The sequence below is a fragment of the Telluria sp. ZT3P39 genome (assembly GCF_059685935.1).
Window position 1 is genome coordinate 50,606 of the sequence record NZ_JCASIH010000013.1, and the last position, 25,195, is coordinate 75,800.

24 protein-coding genes are annotated in these 25,195 nt (G+C 62.9%); 15 read left to right on the forward strand and 9 right to left on the reverse strand.

Going from position 1 to position 25,195, the window contains the following annotated elements; genetic code table 11:
* Window positions 1-36 precede the first annotated feature (36 nt).
* Window positions 37-1,467 carry a tyrosinase family protein gene (locus AC56LR_RS13795; RefSeq protein ID WP_497131158.1) on the reverse strand — a complete coding sequence of 477 codons (1,431 nt, stop codon included), beginning with the start codon at window positions 1,465-1,467 and terminating at the stop codon, window positions 37-39.
* A gap of 503 nt (window positions 1,468-1,970) precedes the next feature.
* Window positions 1,971-3,086, reverse strand: a complete 1,116-nt coding sequence (locus AC56LR_RS13800; RefSeq protein ID WP_497131160.1) for a succinylglutamate desuccinylase/aspartoacylase family protein — start codon at window positions 3,084-3,086, stop codon at window positions 1,971-1,973.
* Between the two features lie 180 nt (window positions 3,087-3,266).
* On the opposite strand from AC56LR_RS13800, the gene trmB reads away from it, so the two are divergent.
* Window positions 3,267-3,947, forward strand: a complete 681-nt coding sequence (gene trmB / locus AC56LR_RS13805) for a tRNA (guanosine(46)-N7)-methyltransferase TrmB (protein ID WP_497131161.1) — start codon at window positions 3,267-3,269, stop codon at window positions 3,945-3,947.
* 164 nt (window positions 3,948-4,111) lie between these two features.
* Here the strand turns inward: trmB and AC56LR_RS13810 are convergent, their stop codons facing one another.
* From AC56LR_RS13810 to AC56LR_RS13820, 3 genes are read right to left on the reverse strand one after another with little or no spacing between them, the layout of a single operon-like run.
* The gene (locus AC56LR_RS13810; RefSeq protein ID WP_497131163.1) at window positions 4,112-5,410 is read right to left on the reverse strand and encodes a sugar MFS transporter; all 1,299 of its coding nucleotides are present in this window, start codon (window positions 5,408-5,410) and stop codon (window positions 4,112-4,114) included.
* A gap of 49 nt (window positions 5,411-5,459) precedes the next feature.
* On the reverse strand, window positions 5,460-7,283 hold the full coding sequence (recQ, locus tag AC56LR_RS13815) for a DNA helicase RecQ (protein ID WP_497131164.1): 1,824 nt from the start codon (window positions 7,281-7,283) through the stop codon (window positions 5,460-5,462).
* Window positions 7,284-7,312: 29 nt separating this feature from the next.
* Window positions 7,313-8,146: an undecaprenyl-diphosphate phosphatase gene (locus AC56LR_RS13820; RefSeq protein ID WP_497131166.1), complete on the reverse strand. Its 834-nt coding sequence runs from the start codon at window positions 8,144-8,146 to the stop codon at window positions 7,313-7,315.
* Between the two features lie 202 nt (window positions 8,147-8,348).
* On the opposite strand from AC56LR_RS13820, the gene AC56LR_RS13825 reads away from it, so the two are divergent.
* Complete coding sequence (locus AC56LR_RS13825) at window positions 8,349-8,759, forward strand: hypothetical protein (RefSeq protein ID WP_497131168.1); 411 nt, start codon at window positions 8,349-8,351, stop codon at window positions 8,757-8,759.
* 14 nt (window positions 8,760-8,773) lie between these two features.
* Here AC56LR_RS13825 and AC56LR_RS13830 read toward each other — a convergent pair whose 3' ends face one another.
* A complete protein-coding gene (locus AC56LR_RS13830) occupies window positions 8,774-9,058 on the reverse strand; it encodes a YkgJ family cysteine cluster protein (RefSeq protein ID WP_497131169.1) in 285 nt (94 codons plus the stop codon).
* A 145-nt stretch (window positions 9,059-9,203) separates the two neighbouring features.
* On the opposite strand from AC56LR_RS13830, the gene AC56LR_RS13835 reads away from it, so the two are divergent.
* The 5 genes from AC56LR_RS13835 (at window position 9,204) to glf (ending at window position 13,806) form a co-directional block, all read left to right on the forward strand.
* On the forward strand, window positions 9,204-9,848 hold the full coding sequence (locus tag AC56LR_RS13835; RefSeq protein WP_497131170.1) for a TetR/AcrR family transcriptional regulator: 645 nt from the start codon (window positions 9,204-9,206) through the stop codon (window positions 9,846-9,848).
* A gap of 162 nt (window positions 9,849-10,010) precedes the next feature.
* Window positions 10,011-10,664: a protein-L-isoaspartate O-methyltransferase family protein gene (locus AC56LR_RS13840; protein WP_497131171.1), complete on the forward strand. Its 654-nt coding sequence runs from the start codon at window positions 10,011-10,013 to the stop codon at window positions 10,662-10,664.
* A 7-nt stretch (window positions 10,665-10,671) separates the two neighbouring features.
* A complete protein-coding gene (locus AC56LR_RS13845) occupies window positions 10,672-10,995 on the forward strand; it encodes a rhodanese-like domain-containing protein (protein WP_497131173.1) in 324 nt (107 codons plus the stop codon).
* A 39-nt stretch (window positions 10,996-11,034) separates the two neighbouring features.
* Window positions 11,035-12,396 (forward strand): TolC family outer membrane protein, encoded by a 1,362-nt coding sequence (locus AC56LR_RS13850; RefSeq protein ID WP_497131175.1) that lies wholly within the window; start codon window positions 11,035-11,037, stop codon window positions 12,394-12,396.
* 255 nt (window positions 12,397-12,651) lie between these two features.
* On the forward strand, window positions 12,652-13,806 hold the full coding sequence (gene glf / locus AC56LR_RS13855) for a UDP-galactopyranose mutase (RefSeq protein ID WP_497131177.1): 1,155 nt from the start codon (window positions 12,652-12,654) through the stop codon (window positions 13,804-13,806).
* A gap of 134 nt (window positions 13,807-13,940) precedes the next feature.
* Here the strand turns inward: glf and gloA are convergent, their stop codons facing one another.
* The 3 genes from gloA to AC56LR_RS13870 form a co-directional block, all read right to left on the reverse strand.
* Window positions 13,941-14,354 (reverse strand): lactoylglutathione lyase, encoded by a 414-nt coding sequence (gene gloA, locus AC56LR_RS13860; protein ID WP_497131179.1) that lies wholly within the window; start codon window positions 14,352-14,354, stop codon window positions 13,941-13,943.
* Between the two features lie 150 nt (window positions 14,355-14,504).
* The gene (locus tag AC56LR_RS13865) at window positions 14,505-14,936 is read right to left on the reverse strand and encodes an OsmC family protein (protein WP_497131181.1); all 432 of its coding nucleotides are present in this window, start codon (window positions 14,934-14,936) and stop codon (window positions 14,505-14,507) included.
* Between the two features lie 9 nt (window positions 14,937-14,945).
* Entirely contained in the window at window positions 14,946-15,266 is a 321-nt protein-coding gene (locus AC56LR_RS13870; protein WP_497131183.1) for a hypothetical protein, read from the reverse strand.
* 162 nt (window positions 15,267-15,428) lie between these two features.
* Between AC56LR_RS13870 and AC56LR_RS13875 the strand changes: the two genes are divergently transcribed.
* The 8 genes from AC56LR_RS13875 to dnaJ all read left to right on the forward strand — a co-directional run bounded on the left by AC56LR_RS13875 (window position 15,429) and on the right by dnaJ (window position 25,112).
* Window positions 15,429-16,304, forward strand: coding sequence for a DUF3667 domain-containing protein (locus tag AC56LR_RS13875; protein WP_497131185.1), 876 nt, complete (start codon window positions 15,429-15,431; stop codon window positions 16,302-16,304).
* 153 nt (window positions 16,305-16,457) lie between these two features.
* Window positions 16,458-17,360, forward strand: a complete 903-nt coding sequence (locus AC56LR_RS13880) for an NAD kinase (RefSeq protein ID WP_497131187.1) — start codon at window positions 16,458-16,460, stop codon at window positions 17,358-17,360.
* 27 nt (window positions 17,361-17,387) lie between these two features.
* The gene (recN, locus tag AC56LR_RS13885) at window positions 17,388-19,052 is read left to right on the forward strand and encodes a DNA repair protein RecN (protein ID WP_497131189.1); all 1,665 of its coding nucleotides are present in this window, start codon (window positions 17,388-17,390) and stop codon (window positions 19,050-19,052) included.
* 155 nt (window positions 19,053-19,207) lie between these two features.
* Window positions 19,208-19,636, forward strand: coding sequence for an organic hydroperoxide resistance protein (locus AC56LR_RS13890; protein WP_497131190.1), 429 nt, complete (start codon window positions 19,208-19,210; stop codon window positions 19,634-19,636).
* Between the two features lie 80 nt (window positions 19,637-19,716).
* The gene (gene hemH / locus AC56LR_RS13895; RefSeq protein WP_497131192.1) at window positions 19,717-20,835 is read left to right on the forward strand and encodes a ferrochelatase; all 1,119 of its coding nucleotides are present in this window, start codon (window positions 19,717-19,719) and stop codon (window positions 20,833-20,835) included.
* 375 nt (window positions 20,836-21,210) lie between these two features.
* Entirely contained in the window at window positions 21,211-21,792 is a 582-nt protein-coding gene (gene grpE / locus AC56LR_RS13900) for a nucleotide exchange factor GrpE (RefSeq protein WP_497131194.1), read from the forward strand.
* A 120-nt stretch (window positions 21,793-21,912) separates the two neighbouring features.
* A complete protein-coding gene (gene dnaK / locus AC56LR_RS13905) occupies window positions 21,913-23,841 on the forward strand; it encodes a molecular chaperone DnaK (RefSeq protein WP_497131196.1) in 1,929 nt (642 codons plus the stop codon).
* 140 nt (window positions 23,842-23,981) lie between these two features.
* On the forward strand, window positions 23,982-25,112 hold the full coding sequence (dnaJ, locus tag AC56LR_RS13910; protein ID WP_497131198.1) for a molecular chaperone DnaJ: 1,131 nt from the start codon (window positions 23,982-23,984) through the stop codon (window positions 25,110-25,112).
* Window positions 25,113-25,195 lie beyond the last annotated feature (83 nt).

The window sequence follows — 25,195 nt, forward strand, 5'->3', positions numbered from 1 at the left end:
TTCCGGTCGAGTACTGAGGGGTTTTCGGCGCTTAGACTACTCTTCCGCGGTCAATTCAAGGCGCACTTCGCCCACGTCGATCGTCTTGCCAACAGGGCTATTGTCACCGTCCACCCGTACAAACGAGATAGAAACTATGCCCACCTTCAGCGACGGCGTTGTTGGCAGCACGTCGCGCAAAGAGTAGCGTAGTTTGACCGGACCATGCCCGTGGTGTGCAGCGCCGCGAATCTGGAAGGCGCCGAGTGTCCCTAATAGTAGTGAAACCGGTTTATTTTCGCCTGGTTCACCGGAGGGTACATTCAGATAGATCTGGTAGAAGTAGCCACCGTTTTTTCCGTTTTCAGCAAGCTCGACCTGATCGAGTACGAGATGCGCACCCCGAAACTTTACGGTATTGCCGCGTAGTGATGCCGCATTACCCCTTGCAATTTCCTGCAAAGCAGACCAATGCTCTCCGTCGACCGGAAGTTGCGCGCTGATCGACCTCTTCTCCAAACCAACATTCATTGCTCCGCCGAGCGAGAAATTCTCGGGACCAATCGGCCGTGGGCCGCTGATCCTGAACGATCCGGTAGCAGGAATCGACCGCATCAGATTGCCGGGGGATGCCTGTACTTTGGCGAATCTCGCGCCACCAGCGGCTGCAATGGGCAGACTGTTAGGCATTACCTCATTTTGATAGGAATACTGCAGGGCAATTCGCGTCTCATAGGTTGACCTCCGTGGCAGGGTGAGCGTATTGGCATAGGTGTGGTTGCCAGACCAGTACCCGTTTGTCTGTGCAGGCATTCTTCTTTTACCACCTGCAGCTACCCAGGCAACCCATAGGCGGTCAATGTTTGCGTGGTGGAGCCAGAAGATAGGATCTACAGGAGAATTCATCGTAGACATAACATTCCCGATGATATCGTGCACCGGGTTATGGGGAGCATTTTCAAGGCTTGGCTCAAAGGCATTGCCAGTTCCACGTTGGAAATTTGTCACAGATGATGCAAATGGAGCGAGCGTCAGTGCCTGGCGCACGTTTGTGTTCAGGCGCTCAACGTACAAGGGATTCGTGCTGCTTGAGTTGGTGAACTCGGCAGGTATTGTAGCGCTCGAATAGTAATTCCAATAAGGAAGAACGAGACTGGGATTTTGGGACACAATCCGAAGCTGCCGTTCGAAATAGTACAGATATCCACGGTGCCAGGCGAGGAAATATGCTACCCCATGCGGACAGTACCTGATATGAACATTGGTCCAGTATGCCCAGCTGTTCGGGTCAGCAGCATTTGTGTTCGCTTTCATCAAGCGGATAGCGTTTAAGAGCGAATCATATTGGGATGTTGTCTTGAAATCCTGCCACTCCATACGTCTATAGAGAGCAGTTTGCGCAAGAAGGGACGTTGGAAACCCCGGAATCGTGAGTGCGAGTGCTGAATTCCGAAGGAAATATCTTCTGCCAATGTAATGTTGCAGCATGATGCTCTCCTGGCCGTTTGAAAACCTGAAAATTGCAAGCCGCAAGGTATTCCAGAAATCTGTAGAGCTTGCCATGGAAAACACAAGTCACTGACTTGATATTTGTCAAGAATAACCTTCCCTTGATAAACACCCTTGATAAAGATCATAGATGATGCGATTTCGGGACTGCTTCTGAATAGATCAGTTATCATCACTGATGCAGTGAGATATATCTCGTCTCGATTTTTTTCCAGACGTGACTGATATATTGGTGCCGGTATATTTCCCGACCGCCGGCTCCGGTAGAGCATCAATGTGCTGTTTGTCGAAGTGAGTGGACAATAGAAAATGCCTGTCTCCAAGCCCACACAGACATCTTTGCGGGCTCAGCTAACTTCACTTTGCGCTGGCGCAAACTAACATCGGCCGGACGGCCTTACTTTTCACATTCTGTTGTTGAGCGCCTGAGTCCATTGGCCTGTAACTGGCAAGCCCGCTTCTGGTTTTCGCGCAATAACTTGCTAATTTGATAGCAGGCTGCCCGAGCGGAAGGATTCTTCCCCCGCCACTTTACAGATGTGCATCCCCCGCAGCAGGTGGCGGTGGGCGGTGCTGGCGAACAGCAAGCCGGCATGGCTGCTCGACACCGTCGTCACCTTGCCGCTGACCGGGTTGACGACGTCGGCGATCGGCTCGCCCGCCTCGACCCGGTCGCCGAGCTTCTTGTGGAACACCAGCACGCCGGCATGCGGCGCGTGCAGCGGCTCGACCGCATCGAGCGGCGTGGGGCCGCACAGGGCGCCGGGCAGGGGGCGCAGGGGCATGTCGATCACGCCCTGTAGCGCCAGGTATTGCAGGATGGCGGCGGCATCCTGGCCGGCATACTCGTAGCTGACGTCGTTCTCGCCGCGCAGCTCGACCGTGACGGCCACGCAGGCAGGCGGGATGGCCGCCTCGGGGAAATGGTCGGCCAGGTCCCACCACAGGCGGCTGCAGGCTTCATCGAAGGCTTCGCCGCCCGAGGCCTTGGCCACCAGCAGCACGCGCGCTTCCATCAGCGCGGCCAGCGGCAGCACGGTGTCCACCAGCGGCGTGCCGGTGTACATGTGCAGCACCGCTTCGTTATCGCAGTGCAGGTCGAGCACGATGTCGGCGTCGATCGCCATCGACAGCAGGGTCTTCTTGAGCGTGCCGGCGTTGTCGGTCGGCTCCCAGGCGTCGACGCCGCGCCTGGCTTCCGCGCGGATCAGCGCCACGTTGGCGGCGGCGTCCTGCCCCAGCTTGCCCTCGAGCGCGGTCTTGAGCCCATCCGCGGCGTGGTGGTAGGCGCGATTGAAATTCAGGCCGGTCGAGAGGTCGTAGCGGCCGAACGGCGCACCGTGCAGCACCTGCGACAGCCCGAGCGGATTGGCCGCCGGGACCAGGATGACTTCGCCCTTGATGCGGCCTTCGGCATCGAGCCGCTCCAGGTGCTGGCGCAGCAAGTGCGCGACCAGCATGGCCGGCACCTCGTCGGCATGGATCGCGGCCTGGATGTACACCTTCTTGCCCGCGCCGGCCTTGCCGTAATGATGAGAAGTCAGGTGCAGGGTCGCGACATTGTCATCGAGGGCGATCGGGTGTTTCGTCGAATGCATGGCAGGGGCTCCGGCGGTGCGGCTAGGGATAAACCACGATTATGCAGGATAGCGCGCCGGAGCATCCGCACGCCGCGGGGCGCAGGCCTGGGCAGGCGCCTACGTTATAATGACAGCCGTTTTTCCCTCACATTGCTCCCCATGTCCTCTGATACGCCCACCAACGGCCCGGCGCGGCCCATGCTTTACGACCCGACCGAACACCGCATCCGCAGCTTCGTCACGCGCGCCGGACGACTGTCGACCGCGCAGGCGCGGGCGCTGGAAGAACTCGGCCCGAAATTCCTGATCGAGTACAGGAAGGAAGCGCTCGACATGGAAGCGGCCTTCGGACGCCGTGCGCCGGTGGTGCTGGAGATCGGCTTCGGCATGGGCGACACCACGGCCCACATCGCGCGCCTGATGCCGGAAAAGGATTTCATCGGCGTCGAGGTGCACACGCCCGGCGTGGGCAGCCTGCTCAAGCAGATCGGCGAGCAGGGCATCGAGAACCTGCGCCTGGTCCAGCACGACGTGGTCGAGGTGCTGGCCAACATGATCCCCGACGGCTCGCTGCACGGCGTGCACGTGTTCTTCCCGGACCCGTGGCACAAGGCGCGCCATAACAAACGCCGCCTGATCCAGCCGCCGTTCGTGAAGGTGTTATGCGACAAGCTGGCGCCGGGCGGCTACCTGCATTGCGCGACCGACTGGGAAGACTACGCGGTGCAGATGCTGGAAGTATTGAAAGCCGAGCCGGCGCTGCAGAATACGGCCGAAGGCTATGCGCCGCAGCCGGCCTACCGCCCGCTGACCAAGTTCGAGAACCGTGGGCTCAAGCTGGGGCACGGTGTGTGGGATCTGGTGTTTACGAAGAAGTAAGCGGAACCTGCGGGTGGCCGTTCGTAGGGTGGGCGGGTCTCCCGCCCGCGCGTTCAACAAGCAATAGAACAGCCGCGCCGTCAGCATCACCGTGATTTGAACGCGCGGGCGGCATTTGCGGCGCGGACGGCGCACCATATCGGGTGTAGCCGCCCACCCTACGGTCAGGCGATATGCGGCTTGCGCGCATACAGCCCGAAATACAAGATCACCGCGTAGCACAGCGCCGGCACCACCAGCGACATCTTCAGGCCCGCCGCATCGGCCGCGAAGCCCGTGATCAGCGGCACGATGGCGCCGCCGACGATCGCCACGCAGATCACGCCCGAACCTTCCGCCGCGCGCTTGCCCAGGCCTTCGCAGGCCAGCGAGAAGATGGTCGGGAACATGATCGAGTTGAACAGGCCGATGGCCAGCAGCGACCAGCCGGATAGCGCGCCGGTTGTATTCGCCGACACGATCAACAGCAGGATCGTCATGCCGGCCGCGCAGGCCAGCACTTTCCCCGGCGAGAACATGCGCAGCAGCGCGGCGCCGATGAAGCGGCCGACCATGGCGCCGCCCCAGTACAGTGGCACGTGCTTGCCGGCCGCCTCGGCGCCCAGGCCCAGCACGTCGGCTTCCATCAGGTAGTTGACGATGATCGAGCCGATCGCCACTTCCGCGCCCACGTAGAGAAAAATGCACAGCGCGCCGCGCGCGAAGCGCGGCTGCCTGAGCAGGCCGAAGGCACCCAGGATGTTTTCCGAGGGCGCCGGGGTTTCGGTCAGCTTGCCGCGGTTCAGCCAGACAGCGCCGGCCAGCACCGCCAGCGCGATCGCCAGGCCAATATAGGTGTGCACCACCACTCGGGTTTCTTCCTCGCGGAAGGCGTCGAGCGCGGCGCCGCTGAGCGTCGTGGGATCGACCGTCGCCAGGGAACCCAGGATCAGGATCGCGCCGACATACGGGAACACCGTGGTGCCCAGCGAATTGAAGGCCTGCGCAAAAGTGAGGCGGCTGTGGGCCGTTTGCGGTTTGCCCAGCATCGAGATCAGGGGATTGGCCACCACCTGCACGATGGTGATGCCGGCCGCCAGCACGAACAGCGCCAGCAGGAAGGTGGCGAACATGCCCGAGGACGACGCCGGGATGAACAGCAGGCAGCCGACCGCCATCGTGACCAGGCCGGTGACGGCGGTGCGCATGTAGCCGATACGCTGGACAATGGCCGCCGCCGGGATCGACACCACGAAATAGGCCGCGAAGAAGGCCGACTGCACCAGCATCGCCTGCGCATAGCTGAGGGTGAACAGGTCCTTCAGCTTCGGGATGATGACGTCGTTCAGGCTGGTGATGCCGCCGAAGACGAAGAACAGCGCGAAGACGAAGGTCTGCAGGCTGGCGGCGTTGTCCGGGATCTGTGCGTGAGCGCCGTCCTGGGCGGGTGAGGCGGTGGTGCTGGTGGGAGTCGGGATGGCCATGTGGGTGTCGGTAGGTTGAACGTTGGAGCGTCGCTCCCAACCTAGGACACTACATCATCTCATTGATAATGGCGACGATTTCATCGCCATACGACACCAGCTTCTTTTCCCCCACGCCCGAGACGCCGCGCAGCGCATCGAGCGAGGTCGGCTTGCCCTTGGCGATCTCGCGCAGGGTCGCATCCTGGAACACGACATAGGCCGGCACGCCATGCTCGCGCGCGGTGCCCATGCGCCAGGAACGCAGGCGCTCGAAGATGGCCTGCTCGGAGCGCGACAGTTCGATTTCGTCGTAGCTGCCGGCGGCGCGCGAGGACGGGCGCTTGGCCTTGACCGGTTTCTGGTACTGGCGCAGCTGCACCTTCTGCTCGCCCTTGAGCACGGGACGGGCGGCGTCGGTCAGCTTGAGCGAGCTGAAGGCGTCGTGGTCGACCGTGACGAAGCCCAGCGCGATGGCCTGGCGCGCGATGGCGCGCCACTCCTGTTCGGAGCGGTCGGCGCCGACGCCGAACACGGTGAGCTTGTCGTGGTGCCACTGGCTGATGCGTTCGGTCTGGGCGCCGCGCAGCACGTCGATCACGTGGCCGGCGGCGAAGCGCTGGTCGACCCGGTAGACGGTGGAGAGCAGCTTTTGCATCGGCACCGTGCCGTCGACCTGCACCGGCGGGATCAGGCAGGTGTCGCAATTGCCGCAGGGGCCGGAGCGCTCGCCGAAATAGTCGAGCAGGCGCATGCGCCGGCAACTGAGCGTTTCGCACAGGCCGAGCATGGCATCTAACTTCATCGACAGCACGCGCTTGAAGGTCTCGTCGGCGTCGGATTCGTCGATCATCCGGCGCTGCAGCACCACGTCCTGCAGGCCATAGGCCATCCAGGCGCTGGCGGGAGCGCCGTCGCGGCCGGCGCGGCCGGTCTCCTGGTAATAGCCTTCGAGGCTTTTCGGCAGGTCGAGGTGGCAGACGTAGCGCACGTCCGGCTTGTCGATGCCCATGCCGAAGGCGATGGTGGCCACCATCGTGATGTTGTCTTCACGGAGAAAACGCGACTGGTTCGCGGCGCGCACGCTGTATTCCATGCCGGCGTGGTAGGGCAGGGCGCGAATGCCGTTCTGGTTCAGGAACTCGGCGGTTTCCTCGACTTTTTTGCGCGACAGGCAGTAGACGATGCCGGAATCCTGCGGGTGCTCGCTGGTGATGAAGTCGAGCAGCTGCTTGCGGCCGGTGGTCTTCTCGACGATCGAATAGCGGATGTTCGGGCGATCAAAAGAAGAGACGAACTTGCGCGCATCAATCAGCTGCAGGCGGTGCGCAATCTCGTCGCGGGTCTGCTGGTCGGCCGTGGCCGTGAGGGCGATGCGCGGGATGTTCGGATAGCGCTCGTGCAGCACCGACAGGCGGATGTATTCCGGCCGGAAGTCGTGGCCCCATTGCGAGACGCAGTGCGCCTCGTCGATGGCGAACAGCGAGATGGTCGAGGCGTCGAACAGCTCGAGGCAGCGCTGGGTCAGCAGGCGCTCGGGCGCCACATAGACCAGGTCGATCTCGCCACTGCGCACCAGGCGTTCGATGCGCAGGGTTTCTTCGAAGGTTTGCGTCGAGTTCAAAAACGCGGCGCGCACGCCGACTTCTTCCAGCGCATCGACCTGGTCCTGCATCAGCGCGATCAGCGGCGAGACGACCACGCCCACCCCGTCGCGCAGCAGCGCCGGGATCTGGTAGCACAGCGACTTGCCGCCGCCGGTAGGCATCAGGACGAGGGCGTCGCCGCCATTGGCCACGTGCTCGACGATCTCTCCCTGCTGCCCGCGGAAGGCGGGATAGCCGAAGACCGTCTCGAGGACGTGCAGCGCGCGCGCTTGAAGCTCGGAAGTCATGCTTTAGTTCACTTGCCTGGTCTGTCCGCTCATTCGGCCCACTGGACGAGGTCGAAGTGCGCGGTCACGAGTACGAGAATACCGAATACGATACGGTACCAGGCGAAGATCGTGAAGTCGTGCGTGCTGATGTAGCGCAGGAGCCAGCGCACGCACAGGAAGGCCGAGACGAACGCGGCCAGGCCACCCAGGCCGAACATCGGCAGGTCGGCCATCGACAGCAGGTGGCGCTCTTTCACCACCGAATACACGGTGGCCGCCAGCAGGGTCGGGATCGCCAGGAAGAAGGAGAATTCGGTGGCCGCCTTGCGCGACAGGCCAAACAGCATGCCGCCGATAATGGTCGCGCCGGAACGGCTGGTGCCCGGGATCAGTGCGAAGGCCTGCGCCAGCCCGACTTTCAGCGCGTCGTCGAAGCCCATGTCGTCCACGCTTTCGACGCGTGCCGGGCGGTTGCTGGCGGCCTGGCGGCGTTCCACCCACAAGATGATCAGGCCGCCGACGATGAAGGCGGTCGCGACCGGCACCGGCGCGAACAGTTCCGCCTTGATCATCTTGTTGAACAGGAAGCCGAGCACGGCCGCCGGGATGAAGGCGATGATCAGGTTGGCCACGAATTTCTGCTGCTTCCGGTCCGAGCCGAGGCCGGACAGGACGGTGGCGATGCGCTGGCGGTACTCCCAGATCACGGCCAGCATGGCGCCGGCCTGGATCGCGATCTCGAAGACCTTGACCTTTTCGCCGGTGAAATTGAGCAGGCTGCCCGCCAGGATCAGGTGGCCGGTGGACGAGATCGGCAGGAACTCGGTAAAGCCCTCGACCAGGCCCATGATGATCGCCTTGATGGCGAGAAGAATATCCATGAATGCGTAACAGTCAGTGTGGGTGGATGCGGTGATATCGGAATGGACCGCTCTGCAGCTGTGTCCGGCGCAAGATTGTACCGCGCGCGCCTTGCCGCCGGGTTACAACAGGCGTCAGGGCAACGAAATTGTTTCGTGCGCCGCCGCGGAAAACGCGTGCTACACTCAAGCGCATGAGTATTTTTGTTGTCCTCATCCCTGCATGAGTCTTCTCGTTGTCCTGATCCTTGCTGCCCTTGCCTGGGCCGCATTCCACGGTTGGCACAAACCCAACCACTTGCGCTACCGCCCCTACCAGGGCCGGGCCTGGCGCAGCACATTCCCTGGCGCCTCGCGCAAGGACATCCGCGACTTCCTGTCCCTGTTCGTGTCCGCCTTTTCGTTCCGTGAAAGCGAGCAATCGCATTTCCGCCCGGATGACGAAGTGCTCGGCATCTACCGCGCGGTCAATCCGACCCGCTGGCTGCCCGACGCGGCCGAAATCGAGCTGCTCGCCAAGGCCCTGCGCGACAAATACGGCCTGATGCTCGACGATATCTGGCACGAAGGCCTGACCCTGGGCGGCTTGTTCCAGCGCGTGCAGCAGGCGAGCGGCAAGCCGGCAACGGCCTGAGCACACTCCGTTTGTCACGAAGGCGCAGTCGCCCGTTCCAGTTCGTCCAGCCACCGGATCGCCTGCTCGCGGCTGCTGCCACACATCTCCGCCGAAGGCTGCAAGCCGCCACAGAACGCCGGCCGCTCCGGCTTGCCGAAGATGCGGCAGCGGTTGTCATCAGCCAATTGAACGCAGCGAACGCCGGCCGGCTTCCCGTTGGGCATGCCGGGGATCGGGCTGGTGATCGAGGGCGCGGTGCAGCAGGCGCCGCAGTGGTCGCGGCATTGCATGGTAGCGGGGGAAAGTAGGGCGGTCATGGGAGGCAGGAGTATACCTGCCCGGACGCCCGATGCACGTAAATACCTGTTTATATTGACAGTTTCGATCTCGCAACGATTGCTTGACTGAGTGACAAGCCCCGTCTATATTCGATGGCTCTTCATTTGGTTTCTAGGCAGTAACATGGAATGCTCAATCGACAGCAAGCCGCGCTGGGAGCGCCGCAAGGATGCCCGTCCCCAGGAGCTCCTGGCTGCTGCCATCGATCTGTTCGTCGAGCGCGGTTTCGCCGCCACGCGGCTGGAAGACGTGGCCCGCCGGGCCGGGGTCTCCAAGGGCACGCTCTACCTGTACTACACCAACAAGGAAGAGCTCTTCAAGGCGGTCGTGCGCGAGAGCATCGTTCCCTTCCTGGGCGAGGCCGAGGTCTCGGTCGCCGAATTCGAAGGCCATAGCGCCGACCTGCTGCGTAACGTCATGCTGAGCTGGTGGGCCCGCATCGGCCAGAGCAAGGCGTCCGGCATCAGCAAGCTGATCCTGGCCGAGGCCGGTAATTTCCCCGAGCTGGCCAAGTTCTACCAGGAAGAAGTCACCCGGCGCGGCACCCGCATGATTTCGAGCATGCTCGAGCGTGGCGTCAGCCGCGGGGAGTTCCGCAACATCGATATCCCGCAGCTGACCCAGGTGCTGATTGCGCCGATGATGATGCTCAATACCTGGAAACATTCAGCAGTGGCGCCCTGCGACGCCCATGAGCTGCAGCCGCTGGCCTTCATCGACGCCTTCCTCGACATGGCCCTGCACGGCCTGCTTCCGCGCGCCAAATAAGTTGCCAGTTACGCCAATCGGTCGGTTTTTTGGCGTTCAACCCCTCTAAACTGCAGACTGTCGCAATTTCCCCTGTCTTGGGAAGCCCATCGCTAAGATGTGCGTCCTGAGGCCGTTCAACGATAAAATATCGGATTATTTATTTTTCCACCGAGAACTCAGATGAATATCGAACAAGCCCGCTTCAACATGATCGAACAGCAGATCCGCCCCTGGAACGTGCTTGACCAGGACGTGCTCGACCTGCTGCACGTCGTCAAGCGCGAAGGGTTCGTGCCGGCTGCGTACCAGAACCTGGCGTTTGCCGACGTCGAAATCCCGCTGCCGGGCGGCGAGGCGATGTTCAACCCGAAGGTCGAAGCGCGCATCGCGCAGGAGATCGCGGTCAAGAAGCACGAGAACGTGCTCGAGATCGGCGCCGGCTCGGGCTATATGGCGGCACTGCTGGCGCACAAGGCGCGCCACGTGACCACCGTCGAGATCCTGCCGGAAACCAAGGCGCTGGCCGAGCAGAACCTGGCCAGGGCCGGCGTCACCAACGTGACCGTCGAACTGGGCGATGGCGCGCAAGGCTGGGCCAAGGGCGCGCCCTACGACGTGATCGTGGTGTCGGGCGGGCTGCCGGTGCTGCCGGAAGCGCTGCTGCAGCAGGTAAAAGTGGGTGGCCGCCTGGCGGTGATCCTGGGCGACGCGCCGGCGATGAGCTTCAACATCATCACCCGCGTATCGGAAACGGCGTACGACACGGTCAAGCTGTTCGAGACCAATGTCAAGACGCTGACGGGCGCGCAGACGCCATCGCGCTTCCAGTTCTGAGGACGCGATGCAGCACCTGACCGCACCCGAGCTGGCCGCAAGGCTGGCCGACCAGGCAGCCGGGCAGCCGCTGTTGCTGGACGTGCGCGAGAACTGGGAGTTCGCCACCTGCCATATCGCAGGCTCGACCCAGATCCCGATGCACCTGGTTCCGATCCGGGTAGGCGAACTCGACGACGATCGCGAGATCGTCTGCATTTGCCACCATGGGGCGCGCAGCATGCAGGTGGCGGCCTTCCTGGAACGTAACGGATTTACGAACGTAACGAATTTGACGGGCGGAGTACACGCCTGGGCCGTACAGGTCGATCCTTCGATGCCGAAGTACTGACCTGCATCCTAACTTTTGATGACTCCTGTGGAGAATGCAATGCAGAAACCCCTTATCGCCGTGCTGGTTGCCAGCGCCTTTTTGTCGCTGAGTGCGAGCGCGGCCGACCTGGTCCAGGTGTACCAGCAGGCGCTGGCCAACGACGCCACGTTTGCCAGCGCACGCGCGTCGGCGGCTGCCGGGCGGGAACGGATCGCACAGGGGCGCGCAGGCCTGCTGCCGACGGTGGGCATCACCGGCAGCAGCATCAAGAACGACGCCGACAACACCCCATGGAACGTGGGGCAAACCGTCCCCAATCCGATCACGGGCGCGCCGACCATGGTAGTTTCCAGCGGCTCGAACGTGCGCACCACCGAATACACGCTGGCGCTGACCCAGCCGCTGTTCCGCTGGGCCGCATGGCAGACCTACCAGCAGAGCAAGCTGCAGCAGGCCGTGGCCGAGGCGCAATTTGCCCAGGCCCAGCAAGACCTGATCACCCGCGTGGCGCAGGCCTATTTCGACGTGCTGGCAGCCCAGGACAAGCTGGAATCGACCCGCGCCCAGAAGACCGCCGTGACCGAGCAGCTGGCATCGGCCAAGCGCAATTTCGAGGTCGGCACCCAGACCATCACCGACACCCACGAAGCGCAGGCGGCGTATGACCTCGTCATTGCCCAGGAATTCGCGGCAGTGAACGACCTGGACAACAAGAATAATGCCCTGCAGGCGATCATCGGCACCTCGCCGGGGACGCTGGCGCCGCTCAAGGCCGGCATCACCCTGGCCCCGCCATCGCCAGCCTCGCCTGACCCATGGGTCAGCTCGGCCGAGACCCAGAACTATGGCGTGACCGTGTCGCAGCTGCAGGTGGAACTGGCGCGCCGCGAAATCTCGCGCAACCGCGCCGGCCACTACCCGACCCTCGACCTGGTGGCGGCCTCGACCCGTCGCGACGTCGGCGGCCAGCTCAACAACTCGGGTGTCGCCAAGAACAACGGCATCGGCGTGCAGTTCGCCGTCCCGATTTTCAACGGCTTCGGCGTGACCAGCCGCGTGCGCGAATCGATCGCCCTGGAAGACAAGGCGCGCAACGACCTGGAGGCAACGCGCCGCCAGGCCGCCCTGCAGGCGCGCCAGGCCTATCTCGGCGTGAACAGCGGCATGGCGCAGGTCAGGGCCCTGGAAGCGGCGGAAGTGTCGAGCCAGTCGGCACTGGAATCGAACAAGCTCGGTTACCAGGTCGGCGTGCGCATCAATATCGACGTGCTCAACGCGCAGCGCCAGCTGTACTCGACCCGCACCGACCTGTCGCGTGCCCGCTACGACACCATCCTGAATGGCCTGCGCCTGAAGGCGGCTTCCGGCTCGCTGCGCGAAGCGGACCTGGCGGCGGTGAACAACCTGCTCGCCAACTAACACCTGCGCAGGCCCAGCCTGCGCCAGCAAACATGAAAAGCCCGGGTCAGAAATGGTTCGGGCTTTTGCTTTTGGGAATGATTTAAGTCCTTGATTTTACAGACAAATAGTTGGCGCACGACAAGTAACGCGAGCGTGGGTTTTTTCATAAAGCTGATAAACTGACAACGTTAAGCACTCCCCCTGTGACATGCCGCCCCAGCCCGCCTGTCACCCGTGCGCGGAGTCAAGAATCCACTTCCCTAAGGAAAAAACATGCAAAAGAATATCGCGATTGTCGGCGCCGGTTTTTCCGGGGCCGTCATTGCCCGCGAGCTGGCGCAGGCCGGCTACAAGGTCGAGATTTTCGAATCGCGTCCCCACATTGCCGGTAACTGCCACTCCGAACGCGACGCCGAGACCGGCGTCATGGTGCACATCTACGGTCCGCACATCTTCCATACCGATATCGAGCGTGTCTGGGAATACGTGAACCGCTACAGCCGCTTCATGCCCTATGTGAACCGGGTCAAGGCGATCACCAACAACAGCGTCTACACGCTGCCGATCAACCTGCTGACCATCAACCAGTTCTTCGGCAAGACCTTCCGCCCGGCCGAAGCCCAGGCATTCCTGGCCTCGCTCGGCGACAAGACGATCGAGAACCCGGTGACGTTTGAAGACCAGGCCCTGCGTTTCGTCGGCAAGGAGTTGTATGAAGCCTTCTTCAAGACCTATACCGTCAAGCAGTGGGGCATGCAGCCGACCGAACTGCCGGCCAGCATCCTCAAGCGCCTGCCGGTGCGCTTCAATTACGACGACAACTATTTCAACCACAAATACCAGGGCATGCCGGAAGACGGCTACACCTCGCTGGTCGAGAAGATCCTCGACGTGCCGGGCGTGACCGTGCACCTGAACACCCGCTTCGACCCGGCCCAGAAAGACGAGTACGCGCACGTGTTCTACAGCGGCCCGATCGACGCCTGGTTCAACCACGCCGAAGGCCGCCTGCCTTACCGCACGCTCGACTTCGAAGTCTTCCGCGATACCGGCGACTACCAGGGCAATGCGGTGATCAACTACTGCGACAATGCGCAGCCCTACACCCGCATCACCGAGCACAAGCACTTCTCGCCGTGGGAACAGCACGAGAAGACGCTGCTGTACAAGGAATACAGCCGCCAGTGCGAAGAGAAGGATATTCCGTACTACCCGATCCGCCAGGCGCGCGACAAGGAGCAGCTCGAGCGCTACGTGAAGGTGGCGAACGAGGAGCCGAACGTGACCTTTGTGGGGCGTCTCGGTACCTACCGTTACCTGGATATGGACGTGACCATCAACGAAGCGCTGGCCACCGCCGATAAATTCCTGGCGTGCGCCAAGGGGAATGAGAGGATGCCGGCGTTTGTGATCGATCCGCTGGCCTGATGTTCGTAGGGTGGGCGGGTTTTCCCGCCCGCGCGTTCAGACCGAATATGAACAAATGGAGCGGTGATTCATACGGTGGTTGAACGCGCGGACGGCGGAGCCGTCCACCCTACAATGAAACGGGCGCTGCCTTCTTAGCTGCTCAAGCCACTGCCCGCCGCATGGTCCTTGCGCTCGATGAGCTCGACCTTGTAACCATCCGGATCGGTGATGAAGGCGATCACGGTGGAACCGCCCTTGACCGGCCCCGGCTCGCGGGTGATGTTGCCGCCGTTCGCGCGTACCTGGTCGCAGGTGGCGTAGATGTCGTCGGCCGAGATGGCAATGTGGCCGTAGGCCGTGCCCATGTCATAGCTGTCGACGCCGTAGTTATAGGTCAGCTCGAGTTCGGCGTGATCGGGGTTGCTGCCGTAGCCGAGGAAGGCCAGGGTGTATTTGTACTCGGGATTGTCGCTGGTGCGCAGCAATTTCATGCCGAGTACCTTGGTGTAGAAGTCGATCGAACGCTGCAGGTTGCCGACGCGGAGCATGGTGTGCAGGATGCGCATGGGTGTCTTTCTGGGAATGCGGGAAAGCAGCCATTTTATGCGGTGCTGGCTGATCGTGCAGGGCTCCGGCCCACTGCGTGATTGCTCATCGGCCAGTTGAACGCGCGGGCGGGAGACCCGCCCGCCCTACGTCAGTTCAAGTGGATCGGCTTAGTTTTCCAGTTTCGAACTCAGCGTGATCTTCGCATTCAGCAGCTTCGACACCGGGCAGTTTTCCTTCGCGGTGGTGGCGGCCTTGTCGAAAGCTTCCTGGCTGGCGCCCGGGATTTTTGCCACCAGGTCGAGGTGCACGGCGGTGATCGAGAAGCCGCCTTCGACCTTTTCCATCGATACGGTGGCCGTGGTGCGCAGCTCGTCGGCGGTCAGGCCGGCCTGGCCCAGTTGGCCGGACAGCGCCATCGTGAAGCAGCCCGCGTGGGCGGCGCCGATCAGTTCTTCGGGATTGGTGCCGGGGCCGTCTTCGAAGCGGGTGTTGAAGCCGTATTGATTGTCCTTGAGTGCGCCGCTGCCGGTCGAGACCGCGCCCTTGCCGTCTTTCAGGCCGCCGCTCCAGACGGCGCTGCCCTTACGTTTGATGGTCATTGCATTTCCTTAGAGGTTGTTCTTGTCGGATTGATCGTTCGCCGTATCGTGCTTGCGCATCGATTCGTTGCGGTCGGGCAGGGGCTTGGCCTGGCCGGTGGCGCCTGCCTTGGGGTCGACGGCCTGGTCCAGGCCCTGGCCATTGGTGCCGTAGCAGTCGGTGTTCTGCAGGCCCTGGGCCAGGTCTTCGGCGGCCTGCTTCATGACGCCGCGCGGCGCCTGGTCTTGCGCGTCCGGGGTTTCGTCACGCTCGTGGGGCTGGCGTTTGACGCCATCGTTTTCGATCGGTGCTTTCGTGTTGACGAAGCGGTCTTTGGTTTCGGTGACCATGTGCATCTCCTTGCATAGCAGTTGACTGAATCCTAACCGTGCGCCGCCGATGGAGTCGCGCAATTGGAAGTGGCGTGGAAGGGCCCGTGTGTAAATGCGTGATGCTTTTTTGCAATTGTCCCGCTAACATGGCGTCTTCGACGACCTTTGCGGATTGGCACCTTGACGACCGAAGCCCTCGACTTCCAGCAGCACGCCGGCACTTGCAAGAACTGCGGCGCTTCTACCTGCGGCAACTTCTGCCAGGCCTGCGGCCAGGCGACCCACCTGCACGTGCCGAGCGCGCGCGAATTCCTGCATGAATTCCTCTCGCATTACGTGGCGCTGGAAGGCAAGCTGTGGCGCTCCTTGATGCTGCTGCTGTTCAAGCCGGGCTTCCTGACCCGCGAATACATCGAAGGCCGGCGCGTGCGCTATGTCGAGCCGCTGCGCCTGTACCTGAGCTTTTCCATCATCTTTTTCTTCCTGGTCAAGCTCAGTGGCGTGCAGATCATGGAGAACGAGACCGACGCGCCGGCCAATGCCCGGCCGGCGGCAAGCGCGCCAGCGCTTACCGCGCCGCGTACCGAATTCGAACGCGATGTCGTGCGCGAGCTCGGGGCAATCAGTCCGCGCCTGGGCAAGGGCGCCGAGAAATTCCTCGCGCTGCCCAGTGAGCAAAAGAGCGCGGCAGCAACAAGTGCCTTCTTCAGCTACGCCCCCTACGCGATCTTCCTCCTGATGCCGGTCTTCGCGCTCTACCTGAAGCTGCTCTATCTCGGATCGGGGCGGCGCTACGGCGAGCATTTCCTGTTCGCCCTGCACAGCAATGCTTTCGCCTTCTTCATGCTGAGCCTGTTCATCCTGGCGGACGGCTGGAATTTCGTGCGCTTCGTGCTGCTGGCCTGGCTGGTCCTCTACCTGCCCACGGCGATGCGGCGGGTATATGGCGGCGGGCGCGTCGTCACGGCGCTGCGCTGGGTCACACTGGTGGCCCTGCACCTGCTGAGCCTGGTGGCGGCCGTCGTGATGGCAGTCGGCCTGGTCCTGGTCAACTAAACCCGCTGTCCCGCAACTGCCGACTTGCCGGTTACGCGCCGTCCCCGCTATACTGTTTATTTGTACAGTCATTCCGGGCGCGCGTAGCCGAACCTTCTATCGCAGCCGCTAATCGGTTAATCTCACTAGTCCTGTCCCAACCGCCCGAGACCCATGCCCGTGACGTCCCAACCGCAACAAATCATCGCGCTCGTGGTGCGGCAAAACACCCCCGGCATCGAAGAGCCGGTGCGGCGCCTGACCGAATTCCTGGCCGCCTCCGGCTACCGGGTCGTGTATGAAACCGATACCGCGGCGCACCTGGGAACGGACGGCATCGAGGCCATGAGCGTCGCCGAGATCGGCGAGCAGGCCAGCTACGCGGTGGTGATGGGCGGCGACGGCACCATGCTCGGCATCGCGCGCCAGCTCGCCAAATACGACATTCCGCTCATCGGCATCAACTCCGGCCGCCTGGGCTTCATTACCGACATCCCGATCGACCGCATGGTCCCGGCCCTGGGCGAAATTTTGCAGGGCCAGGCCAGGGCCGAGGAGCGCACGCTGCTGGAAGCGCGCGTGGTGCGCGACGGCCAGCAGATCTTCTGCGCGGTCGCGTTCAACGACGTCGTGGTGGCGCGCGGCGCCGGCGCCGGCATGGTCGAGCTCAAGCTCACCGTGGACGGCGAATTCATGTACAACCAGCGCGCGGACGGCCTGATCGTCTCCACGCCCACCGGCTCGACCGCCTATGCGCTGTCGGCCGGCGGCCCGCTGCTGCATCCGCGCTTGCAGGGCATCGTGCTGGTGCCGATCGCGCCGCATGCGCTGTCGAACCGCCCCATCGTGGTGCCGGAATCGAGCGAGATCGTGGTCGAACTGGTGGCCGGGCGCGACATCAGCGTGAATTTCGACATGCAAACCTTCACCAGCGCGCAGCTGGGCGACCACATCGTCATTTCGCGTTCGCCGCACACGATCACCTTCCTGCACCCGCGCGACTGGAGCTATTACCATACGCTGCGCGAAAAGCTGCACTGGAACGAATACCCGACCAACGAAGGCAAGCTCACGTAAGAGCCACGACAGGAGACCCGATTTTTCATGCTGCGCACACTTACCATCCGTGACTTCGTCATTGTCGACGCCATCGAGCTCGAATTCGCGTACGGTTTTTCCGTGTTCACCGGCGAGACCGGCGCCGGCAAGTCGATCCTGATCGACGCGCTGCAACTGGCCCTGGGCGGGCGCGGCGACGCAAGCATGGTGCGCGAAGGCGCGGCCAAGGCGGACATCACGGCCGAATTCGCGCTCACGCTTGCCGCGACCGAATGGCTGGAGCAGCACGAATTCAGTATCGAAGAGGGCGGGGCGCTGCTGCGCCGGGTGATCGACAACGCCGGCCGCTCGAAGGCCTATATCAACGGCATCAGCGCCACCGCCGCGCAGCTGCGCGAGCTGGGCGACCTGCTGGTCGACATCCACGGCCAGCATGCCCACCAGTCACTGCTTAAATCCGACGCGCAGCGCGCCCTGCTCGACAACCAGATCGCGGTGCGCGATCCGTCCGCTGCTGCGGACATCGACGCCGTGGCCGCCAGCTACAAGACCTGGCGCGCCCTGGTGCGCCAGCGCGAGGAATTCGAGAACGACGCGCGCAACGTGCTGCTCGAGCGCGAGCGCCTGGAGTGGCAGGTGAGCGAGCTCGACAAGCTCGCCCCGAAGGCCGGCGAATGGACCGAGATCACCAACGAGCACAGCCGCCTGTCGCATGCCGCCAGCCTGCTCGAAGGCGCGCAGGAAGCGCTGCTGGCCATTTCCGAAGCCGACCAGCCGATCCTGTCGCAGCTGTCCTCGCTCAACGCCAAGCTGGGCAAGCTGGTCGATGTCGATACCGGCCTGCAGCCGGTGCTCGACTGCATGGAGCCGGCCCGCATCCAGCTGCAGGAGGCTGTCTACGCGCTGAACAACTACATCGACAAGGTCGAGCTCGACCCGGACCGCCTGCGCCAGGTCGACGCCCGCATGGAAGCCCTGCACGGCGCCGCGCGCCGCTACCACGTGACGCCCGAAGAGCTGCACGAAGAACATGCGACCCTCGCTGCCCGCCTGCGCCAGCTGGCCGACGCCAGCGACATGGACGGGCTGCGCAAGCAGGAAGAAAAATCCAGGGCGGCCTACATGACGGCGGCTGCGCGCCTGTCGAAGCGTCGTGCGCAGGCGGCCGTGGAGCTGGGCAAGGGCGTGACCAGCGCGATGCAGGAATTGAGCATGACCGGCGGCAGCTTCGCCGTGGCGCTCAACCCCGGCGAGCCGGGCCTGCATGGTGTCGAGCAGGTCGAATTCCTGGTGGCCGGCCATGCGGGCGTGGCGCCGCGGCCGCTGGCCAAGGTGGCCTCGGGCGGCGAACTGGCCCGCATTTCGCTGGCGATCGCCGTGATCACGGCGCACGCGACCACCACGCCGACCCTGATCTTCGATGAAGTCGACACCGGCATCGGCGGCGGCGTCGCCGAGGTGGTGGGACGGCTGTTGAAACGCCTGGGCCAGCAGCGCCAGGTGCTGTGCGTGACCCACCTGCCGCAGGTGGCCAGCCAGGCCAACCAGCACTTCCAGGTGGCCAAGGGCACGACCGGCGAGGGGCGCACCGTCTCGCGCATCGACGTGCTGGATAACCGCTCGCGCGTGGAAGAAGTGGCGCGCATGCTGGGCGGGATCGAGATTACGGAGACGACGCGCAAGCATGCAAGGGAGTTGCTGGCTTCGTAGGGTGGGCGGGTCCTCCCGCCCGCGCGTTCAAATCACGCTCGCAATGCGGCGGCACGATTGTTCACGCGCTGAATTGCCCACCCTACGGGCCAACTCGATTTCCCGTTCTGTGGCAAAGTCTTGGCTTGTCCACCACACCACGGAAGGGAGTTCGAATGAGCATCGATAAAGTGCTGTACCGCGCCCAGGCGACGTCGCAAGGCGGCCGCGAGGGGACCTCGAAAAGCGCCGACGGCGTGCTGGACCTGAAGCTGAGCACTCCGAAGGAACTCGGCGGCGGTGGCGGCCCGGGCACCAACCCCGAGCAGCTGTTTGCGTCCGGCTATTCGGCCTGCTTCCTCGGCGCGCTGAAATTCGTCGCCGGCCAGCAGAAGGTGACGCTGCCTCCAGACCTGACCGTCAAGGGCGACGTCGGCATCGGTCCGATCCCGACCGGTTTCGGCATCGAAGTCGACCTGACCATCCACGGCCCCGGCATGGACGCGGCCCAGCTCAAGGACCTGGTCGACAAGGCCCACATCGTCTGCCCGTATTCGAACGCCACGCGCAACAACATCGACGTGCGCCTGCACACCACGACCTGACCCGGTGTTGTCCGCCGTACACATATGCGGCGTGGGGACGCCACTTTATAATAGCGGCGTCCCCTGACCCTTCCCCGCTCATGCCATTCCGAAAAGAACCGCCTTTCACCCACGGCACCGTCGCTGCGAACGCCATCGTGCTGGTCAACCTCGGCACGCCCGACGAACCGACCCGCAAGGCCGTGCGCCGCTACCTGAAGGAATTCCTGTCCGACGGGCGCGTGGTGGAGATCCCGGCCAAGGTCTGGTGGTTCATCCTGCACCTGTTCATCCTGCCTTTCCGCTCGGGCAAGTCGGCGGCCAAATACCGCAGCATCTGGACCCGCGAGGGCTCGCCGCTGAAGGTGCATACCGCGAAGCAGGCAGTGCTGCTCGACAAGATGCTGCACGAGCGCGGCCACGAGGCCGTCAAGGTGGTGATGGCGATGCGCTACGGCTCGCCTTCGCTGCCCGAAGTGCTGGATCGCCTGAAGGCAGAGCATTGCGAGCGCATCGTGGTGCTGCCGGCCTATCCGCAATATTCCGGCACCACCACCGCCTCGGTCTGGGATGCCGTATACGCCTATTTCAGCAAGATCCGCAATATCCCCGAGCTGCGCCTGGTCCGGCACTACCATGACCACGAAGGCTATATCGAGGCGCTGCGCGCCAGCGTCGAAGCATATTGGGAGACCCATGGACGCGGCCAGAAGCTGGTGATGAGTTTCCACGGCATCCCCAAGCGCACGCTGCTGCAGGGCGACCCGTATTTCTGCGAATGCCAGAAGACCGCGCGCCTGCTGGCGGTGGCCCTGGGCATGGGCGCGGATGAATACATCGTCACCTTCCAGTCGCGCTTCGGCAAGGCCGAATGGCTCCAGCCCTACACGGCCCCGACCGTGCAACAGCTGGCGCGCGAAGGGCTGGAACGGATCGACGTGATCTGTCCGGGTTTTACCAGCGATTGCCTGGAAACCCTGGAAGAAATCAACATGGAAGTGCGGCACGATTTCGAAGCCGCCGGTGGCAAGGAATTCCATTACATTCCCTGCCTGAACGAATCGCCGGCCTGGATCACCGGGCTGGCCGAGATCGCCGAACAGCACCTGATCGGCTGGCCGACCATCCTCACCCCGGCCCAGCGCGCGGCCCAGCGGCGCGATGTCCAGGTGGGTGCACAGCATGCCGCGCATCTCGGCGCAGAAGTTGCATCCGAGTAACTACATTTTCCGGCGTCTTGCCAACCTGTTAAAATAAACGGTTGTCAGGGCGTCGCGCCGATTCCCACGTAGCACAGCCAGACCAGCACCGCGAGGGTGTACAGGATCACGGCGCCGCTGATCAGTTGTAATCTCATGAAGTCTGCTCCCAGGTGTCTGCGGCCCCCATGCCGTACCTTTGTTGGAAGAGTAAAACTTTTCAATGGGAAATGATTCAGGGAAACCGTAAATCTTGTAACAAATAATTTCCGAATTTTCATCATGGGATCTCTGCAATCCCTTGAAAATGGTGGAGATCACCCCATCTGCGGGCCTGTGTGTCAGGCAGGATACGTTACCAATTAAGCCAAGTCCTTGATTCTAGGAGTTTTTTCGATGCAAGACCAAGAAAACCAAGAGGTGTCCCAGCAATCGCCGGCGGATGCCGCCATTGCAGATGCAGCCGCCGAGGCCGCGCAGGCCGGCGCCGGGCAGGCAGGTGTGCCGCCGAGCGCAGAGTCCGACCTGGAAGCCCAGCTGAGCGCCACCGAGGCCAAGCTGGCCGAGATGCATGACGCCTTCATGCGCGCCAAGGCAGACGCGGAGAACATCCGCCGCCGCGCCCAGGAAGACGTCACCAAGGCCCATAAATTCGCCATCGAAAGCTTCGCCGAGGCCATGGTGCCGGTGCGCGACAGCCTGGAAATGGCGCTGAAGGTCGAGACGCAGACCGTCGAAGCCATCCGCGAGGGTGTGGAAATGACCCTGAAGCAGCTGAGCGCCGCCTTCGAAAAGAACCGCGTGCTCGAGGTCATGCCGGAAGCAGGCGAGAAGCTCGACCCGAACAAGCACCAGGCCGTGGCCGTGGTGCCGTCCGAGCAGGAGGCCAATACCGTGGTCACCGTGCTGCAAAAGGGATACATGATTGCCGACCGCCTGCTGCGTCCGGCGATCGTGACGGCCGCCGCGCCGAAGTAAGTGGAAGTTACGCTGCGGCGCGCTCGCCAGGGTTTCACTCAGTATCCCCTTGAAAGCACGCAGTTTTTCCCAATATTGAATCCATCCGAAACTAAGCGTTTTATATAAAAGGAACACATCATGGGCAGAATTATCGGTATTGACCTGGGAACCACCAATTCCTGCGTCGCGATCATGGAAAACGGCCAGCCAAAGGTCATCGAGAACGCCGAAGGCGCGCGTACCACCCCGTCGATCATCGCCTACCAGGAAGACGGCGAGATCCTCGTCGGTGCACCGGCGAAACGCCAGGCCGTGACCAATCCAAAAAATACCCTGTTCGCGGTGAAGCGCCTGATCGGCCGCAAGTACGACGAAAAAGAAGTCCAGAAGGACATCTCGCTGATGCCGTATGCGATCGTCAAGGCCGACAACGGCGACGCCTGGATCGGCGTGCGCGACAAGAAGCTGGCGCCACAGCAGGTGTCGGCCGAAACCCTGCGCAAGATGAAGAAGACCGCCGAAGACTACCTCGGCGAAGAAGTCACCGAAGCGGTCATCACCGTGCCGGCCTACTTCAACGACTCGCAGCGCCAGGCAACCAAGGATGCCGGCCGTATCGCGGGCCTGGACGTCAAGCGCATCATCAACGAGCCGACCGCGGCCGCGCTGGCTTTCGGCCTGGACAAGACCGACAAGGGCGACCGCAAGATCGCCGTGTATGACCTCGGCGGCGGCACCTTCGACGTCTCGATCATCGAGATCGCCGACGTCGACGGCGAGAAGCAGTTCGAAGTGCTGTCGACCAATGGCGACACCTTCCTGGGCGGCGAAGACTTCGACCAGCGCATCATCGACTACATCATCGACGAGTTCAAGAAGATCAACGGCCTGGACCTGTCGAAAGACGCGATCGCCCTGCAGCGCATCAAGGCTTCGGCCGAGCGCGCGAAGATCGAGCTGTCGTCGTCGCAGCAGACCGAAATCAACGAGCCGTACATCGCCATGGCGAACGGCGCGCCGGTCCACCTGAACCTGAAGATGACTCGCGCCAAGCTGGAATCGCTGGTCGAGGAACTGATCGCCAAGACGATCGAACCTTGCCGCATGGCGATCAAGGATGCGGGCGTCAAGGTCACCGACATCGACGACATCATCCTGGTCGGCGGCATGACCCGCATGCCGAAGGTGCAGGAGAAGGTGAAGGAATTCTTCGGCAAGGACGCACGCAAGGACGTGAATCCGGACGAAGCCGTCGCCGTCGGCGCCGCGATCCAGGGCTCGGTCCTGTCGGGCGAGCGCAAGGACTTGCTGCTGCTGGACGTCACCCCTCTGTCGCTGGGTATCGAAACCCTGGGCGGCGTGATGACCAAGATGATCCACAAGAACACCACGATCCCGACCAAGTTCTCGCAGGTGTTCTCGACCGCCGACGACAACCAGCCGGCCGTGACCATCAAGGTGTTCCAGGGCGAGCGTGAAATCGCAGCCGGCAACAAGGGCCTGGGCGAATTCAACTTAGAGGGCATCCCGCCGGCGCCACGCGGCACCCCGCAGGTCGAAGTGACCTTCGACATCGACGCCAACGGCATCCTGCACGTCGGCGCGAAGGACAAGGCCACCGGCAAGGAAAACAAGATCACCATCAAGGCGAACTCGGGCCTGACCGAAGACGAGATCCAGAAGATGGTGAAGGACGCCGAGCTGAACGCGGAAGAAGACAAGAAGGTCAAGGAACTGGCCGAGTCGCGCAACCAGGGCGACGCGCTGGTGCACTCGACCCGCAAGTCCCTCACCGAATACGGCGACAAGCTCGAAGCCGGCGAGAAGGAAGCGATCGAAGCAGCCATCACCGACCTGGAAGGCGCGATCAAGAGCGGCGATAAGTCGGACATCGATGCCAAGACCGCGGCGCTGTCGACCGCCTCGCAGAAGCTGGGCGAGAAAATGTATGCCGACATGCAGGCGCAGCAGGCAGGCGCGGCCGGTGGCCAGCCAGGCGGCGAGCAGCAGCCGCAGCAGGACGACGTGGTCGACGCCGACTTCAAGGAAGTGAAAGACGCGAAGTAATCCCGGCCGGGGCGAGTCGAGCGACTCGTCCCTTCCGTGGGAACCGCCGAGCCGCTGCGACCACATGGTTCCCCGGCTCGGTTTTTTTGCATATGCATCGTTTGACCAGTTTCACTACATGACAAAGCAAGGTGCCGCCTATGGCAAAGCGTGATTTTTACGAGATCCTCGGGGTCGCGAAGAATGCGTCGGAAGACGACATCAAGAAGTCGTATCGCAAGCTCGCGATGAAGTACCACCCCGACCGCAATCCCGACAACAAGGAAGCGGAAGAGAAGTTCAAGGAAGTCAAAGAAGCCTACGAGATGCTGACCAATCCGGAGAAGCGCGAAGCGTATGACCGCTATGGTCACGCCGGCGTGGACCCGAACATGGGCGGCGGCGGAGGCGGTGGCTTCGGGGCCGGCGGTTTCGGCGACCTGGGCGACATCTTCGGCGACATCTTCGGCGGCGGCCGTGGCCGCGGCGGCGGCGGCGGACCCCAGGTCTACCGCGGCGCCGACCTGCGCTACAACCTCGAGATCACGCTGGAGCAGGCAGCCCACGGCTACGAAACCACGATCCGCGTGCCGAGCTGGGACAAGTGCGACACCTGCCACGGCAGCGGCGCCAAGCCGGGCACCCAGCCGGTCACCTGCACCACCTGCGCCGGCCACGGCCAGGTGCGCATGCAGCAGGGCTTCTTCAGCATCCAGCAGACCTGCCCGAAATGCCACGGCAACGGCAAGATCATCCCGGATCCGTGCGCGGCCTGCGGCGGCGCCGGACGCATCAAGCGCAACAAGACGCTGGAAGTGAAGATCCCGGCCGGCATCGACAACGGCATGCGCATCCGCTCGACCGGCAACGGCGAGCCGGGCACGAATGGCGGACCGTCGGGCGACCTGTATGTGGAGATCCACATCAAGCCGCACGCGGTGTTCCAGCGTGAAGGCGACGACCTGCACTGCGAGATGCCGATCTCGTTCTCCAAGGCTGCCATCGGCGGCGAGATTGAGGTGCCTACGCTCACCGGCAAGGTGTCGTTCACGGTGCCCGAAGGCACCCAGACCGGCAAGACCTTCCGCCTGAAGGGCAAGGGCATCAAGGGCGTGCGTTCCGGCTACGTGGGCGATTTGTTCTGCCACGTCGTGGTCGAGACCCCGGTCAAGCTGACCGACAAGCAAAAAGACCTGCTGCGCGAGTTCGAACGCTCGACCAACGAGGGCGGCGCCAAGCACAGCCCGCAGAGCAAGGGCTGGATGGACAAGGTCAAGGACTTCTTCGAGTAAGTGATTCTTATGAAACCGTCGGCGGCGCGAGCCCCCGGCGGTTTTTTTGTAGGGTGGGCGGGTTTCCCGCCCGCGCGTTCAAA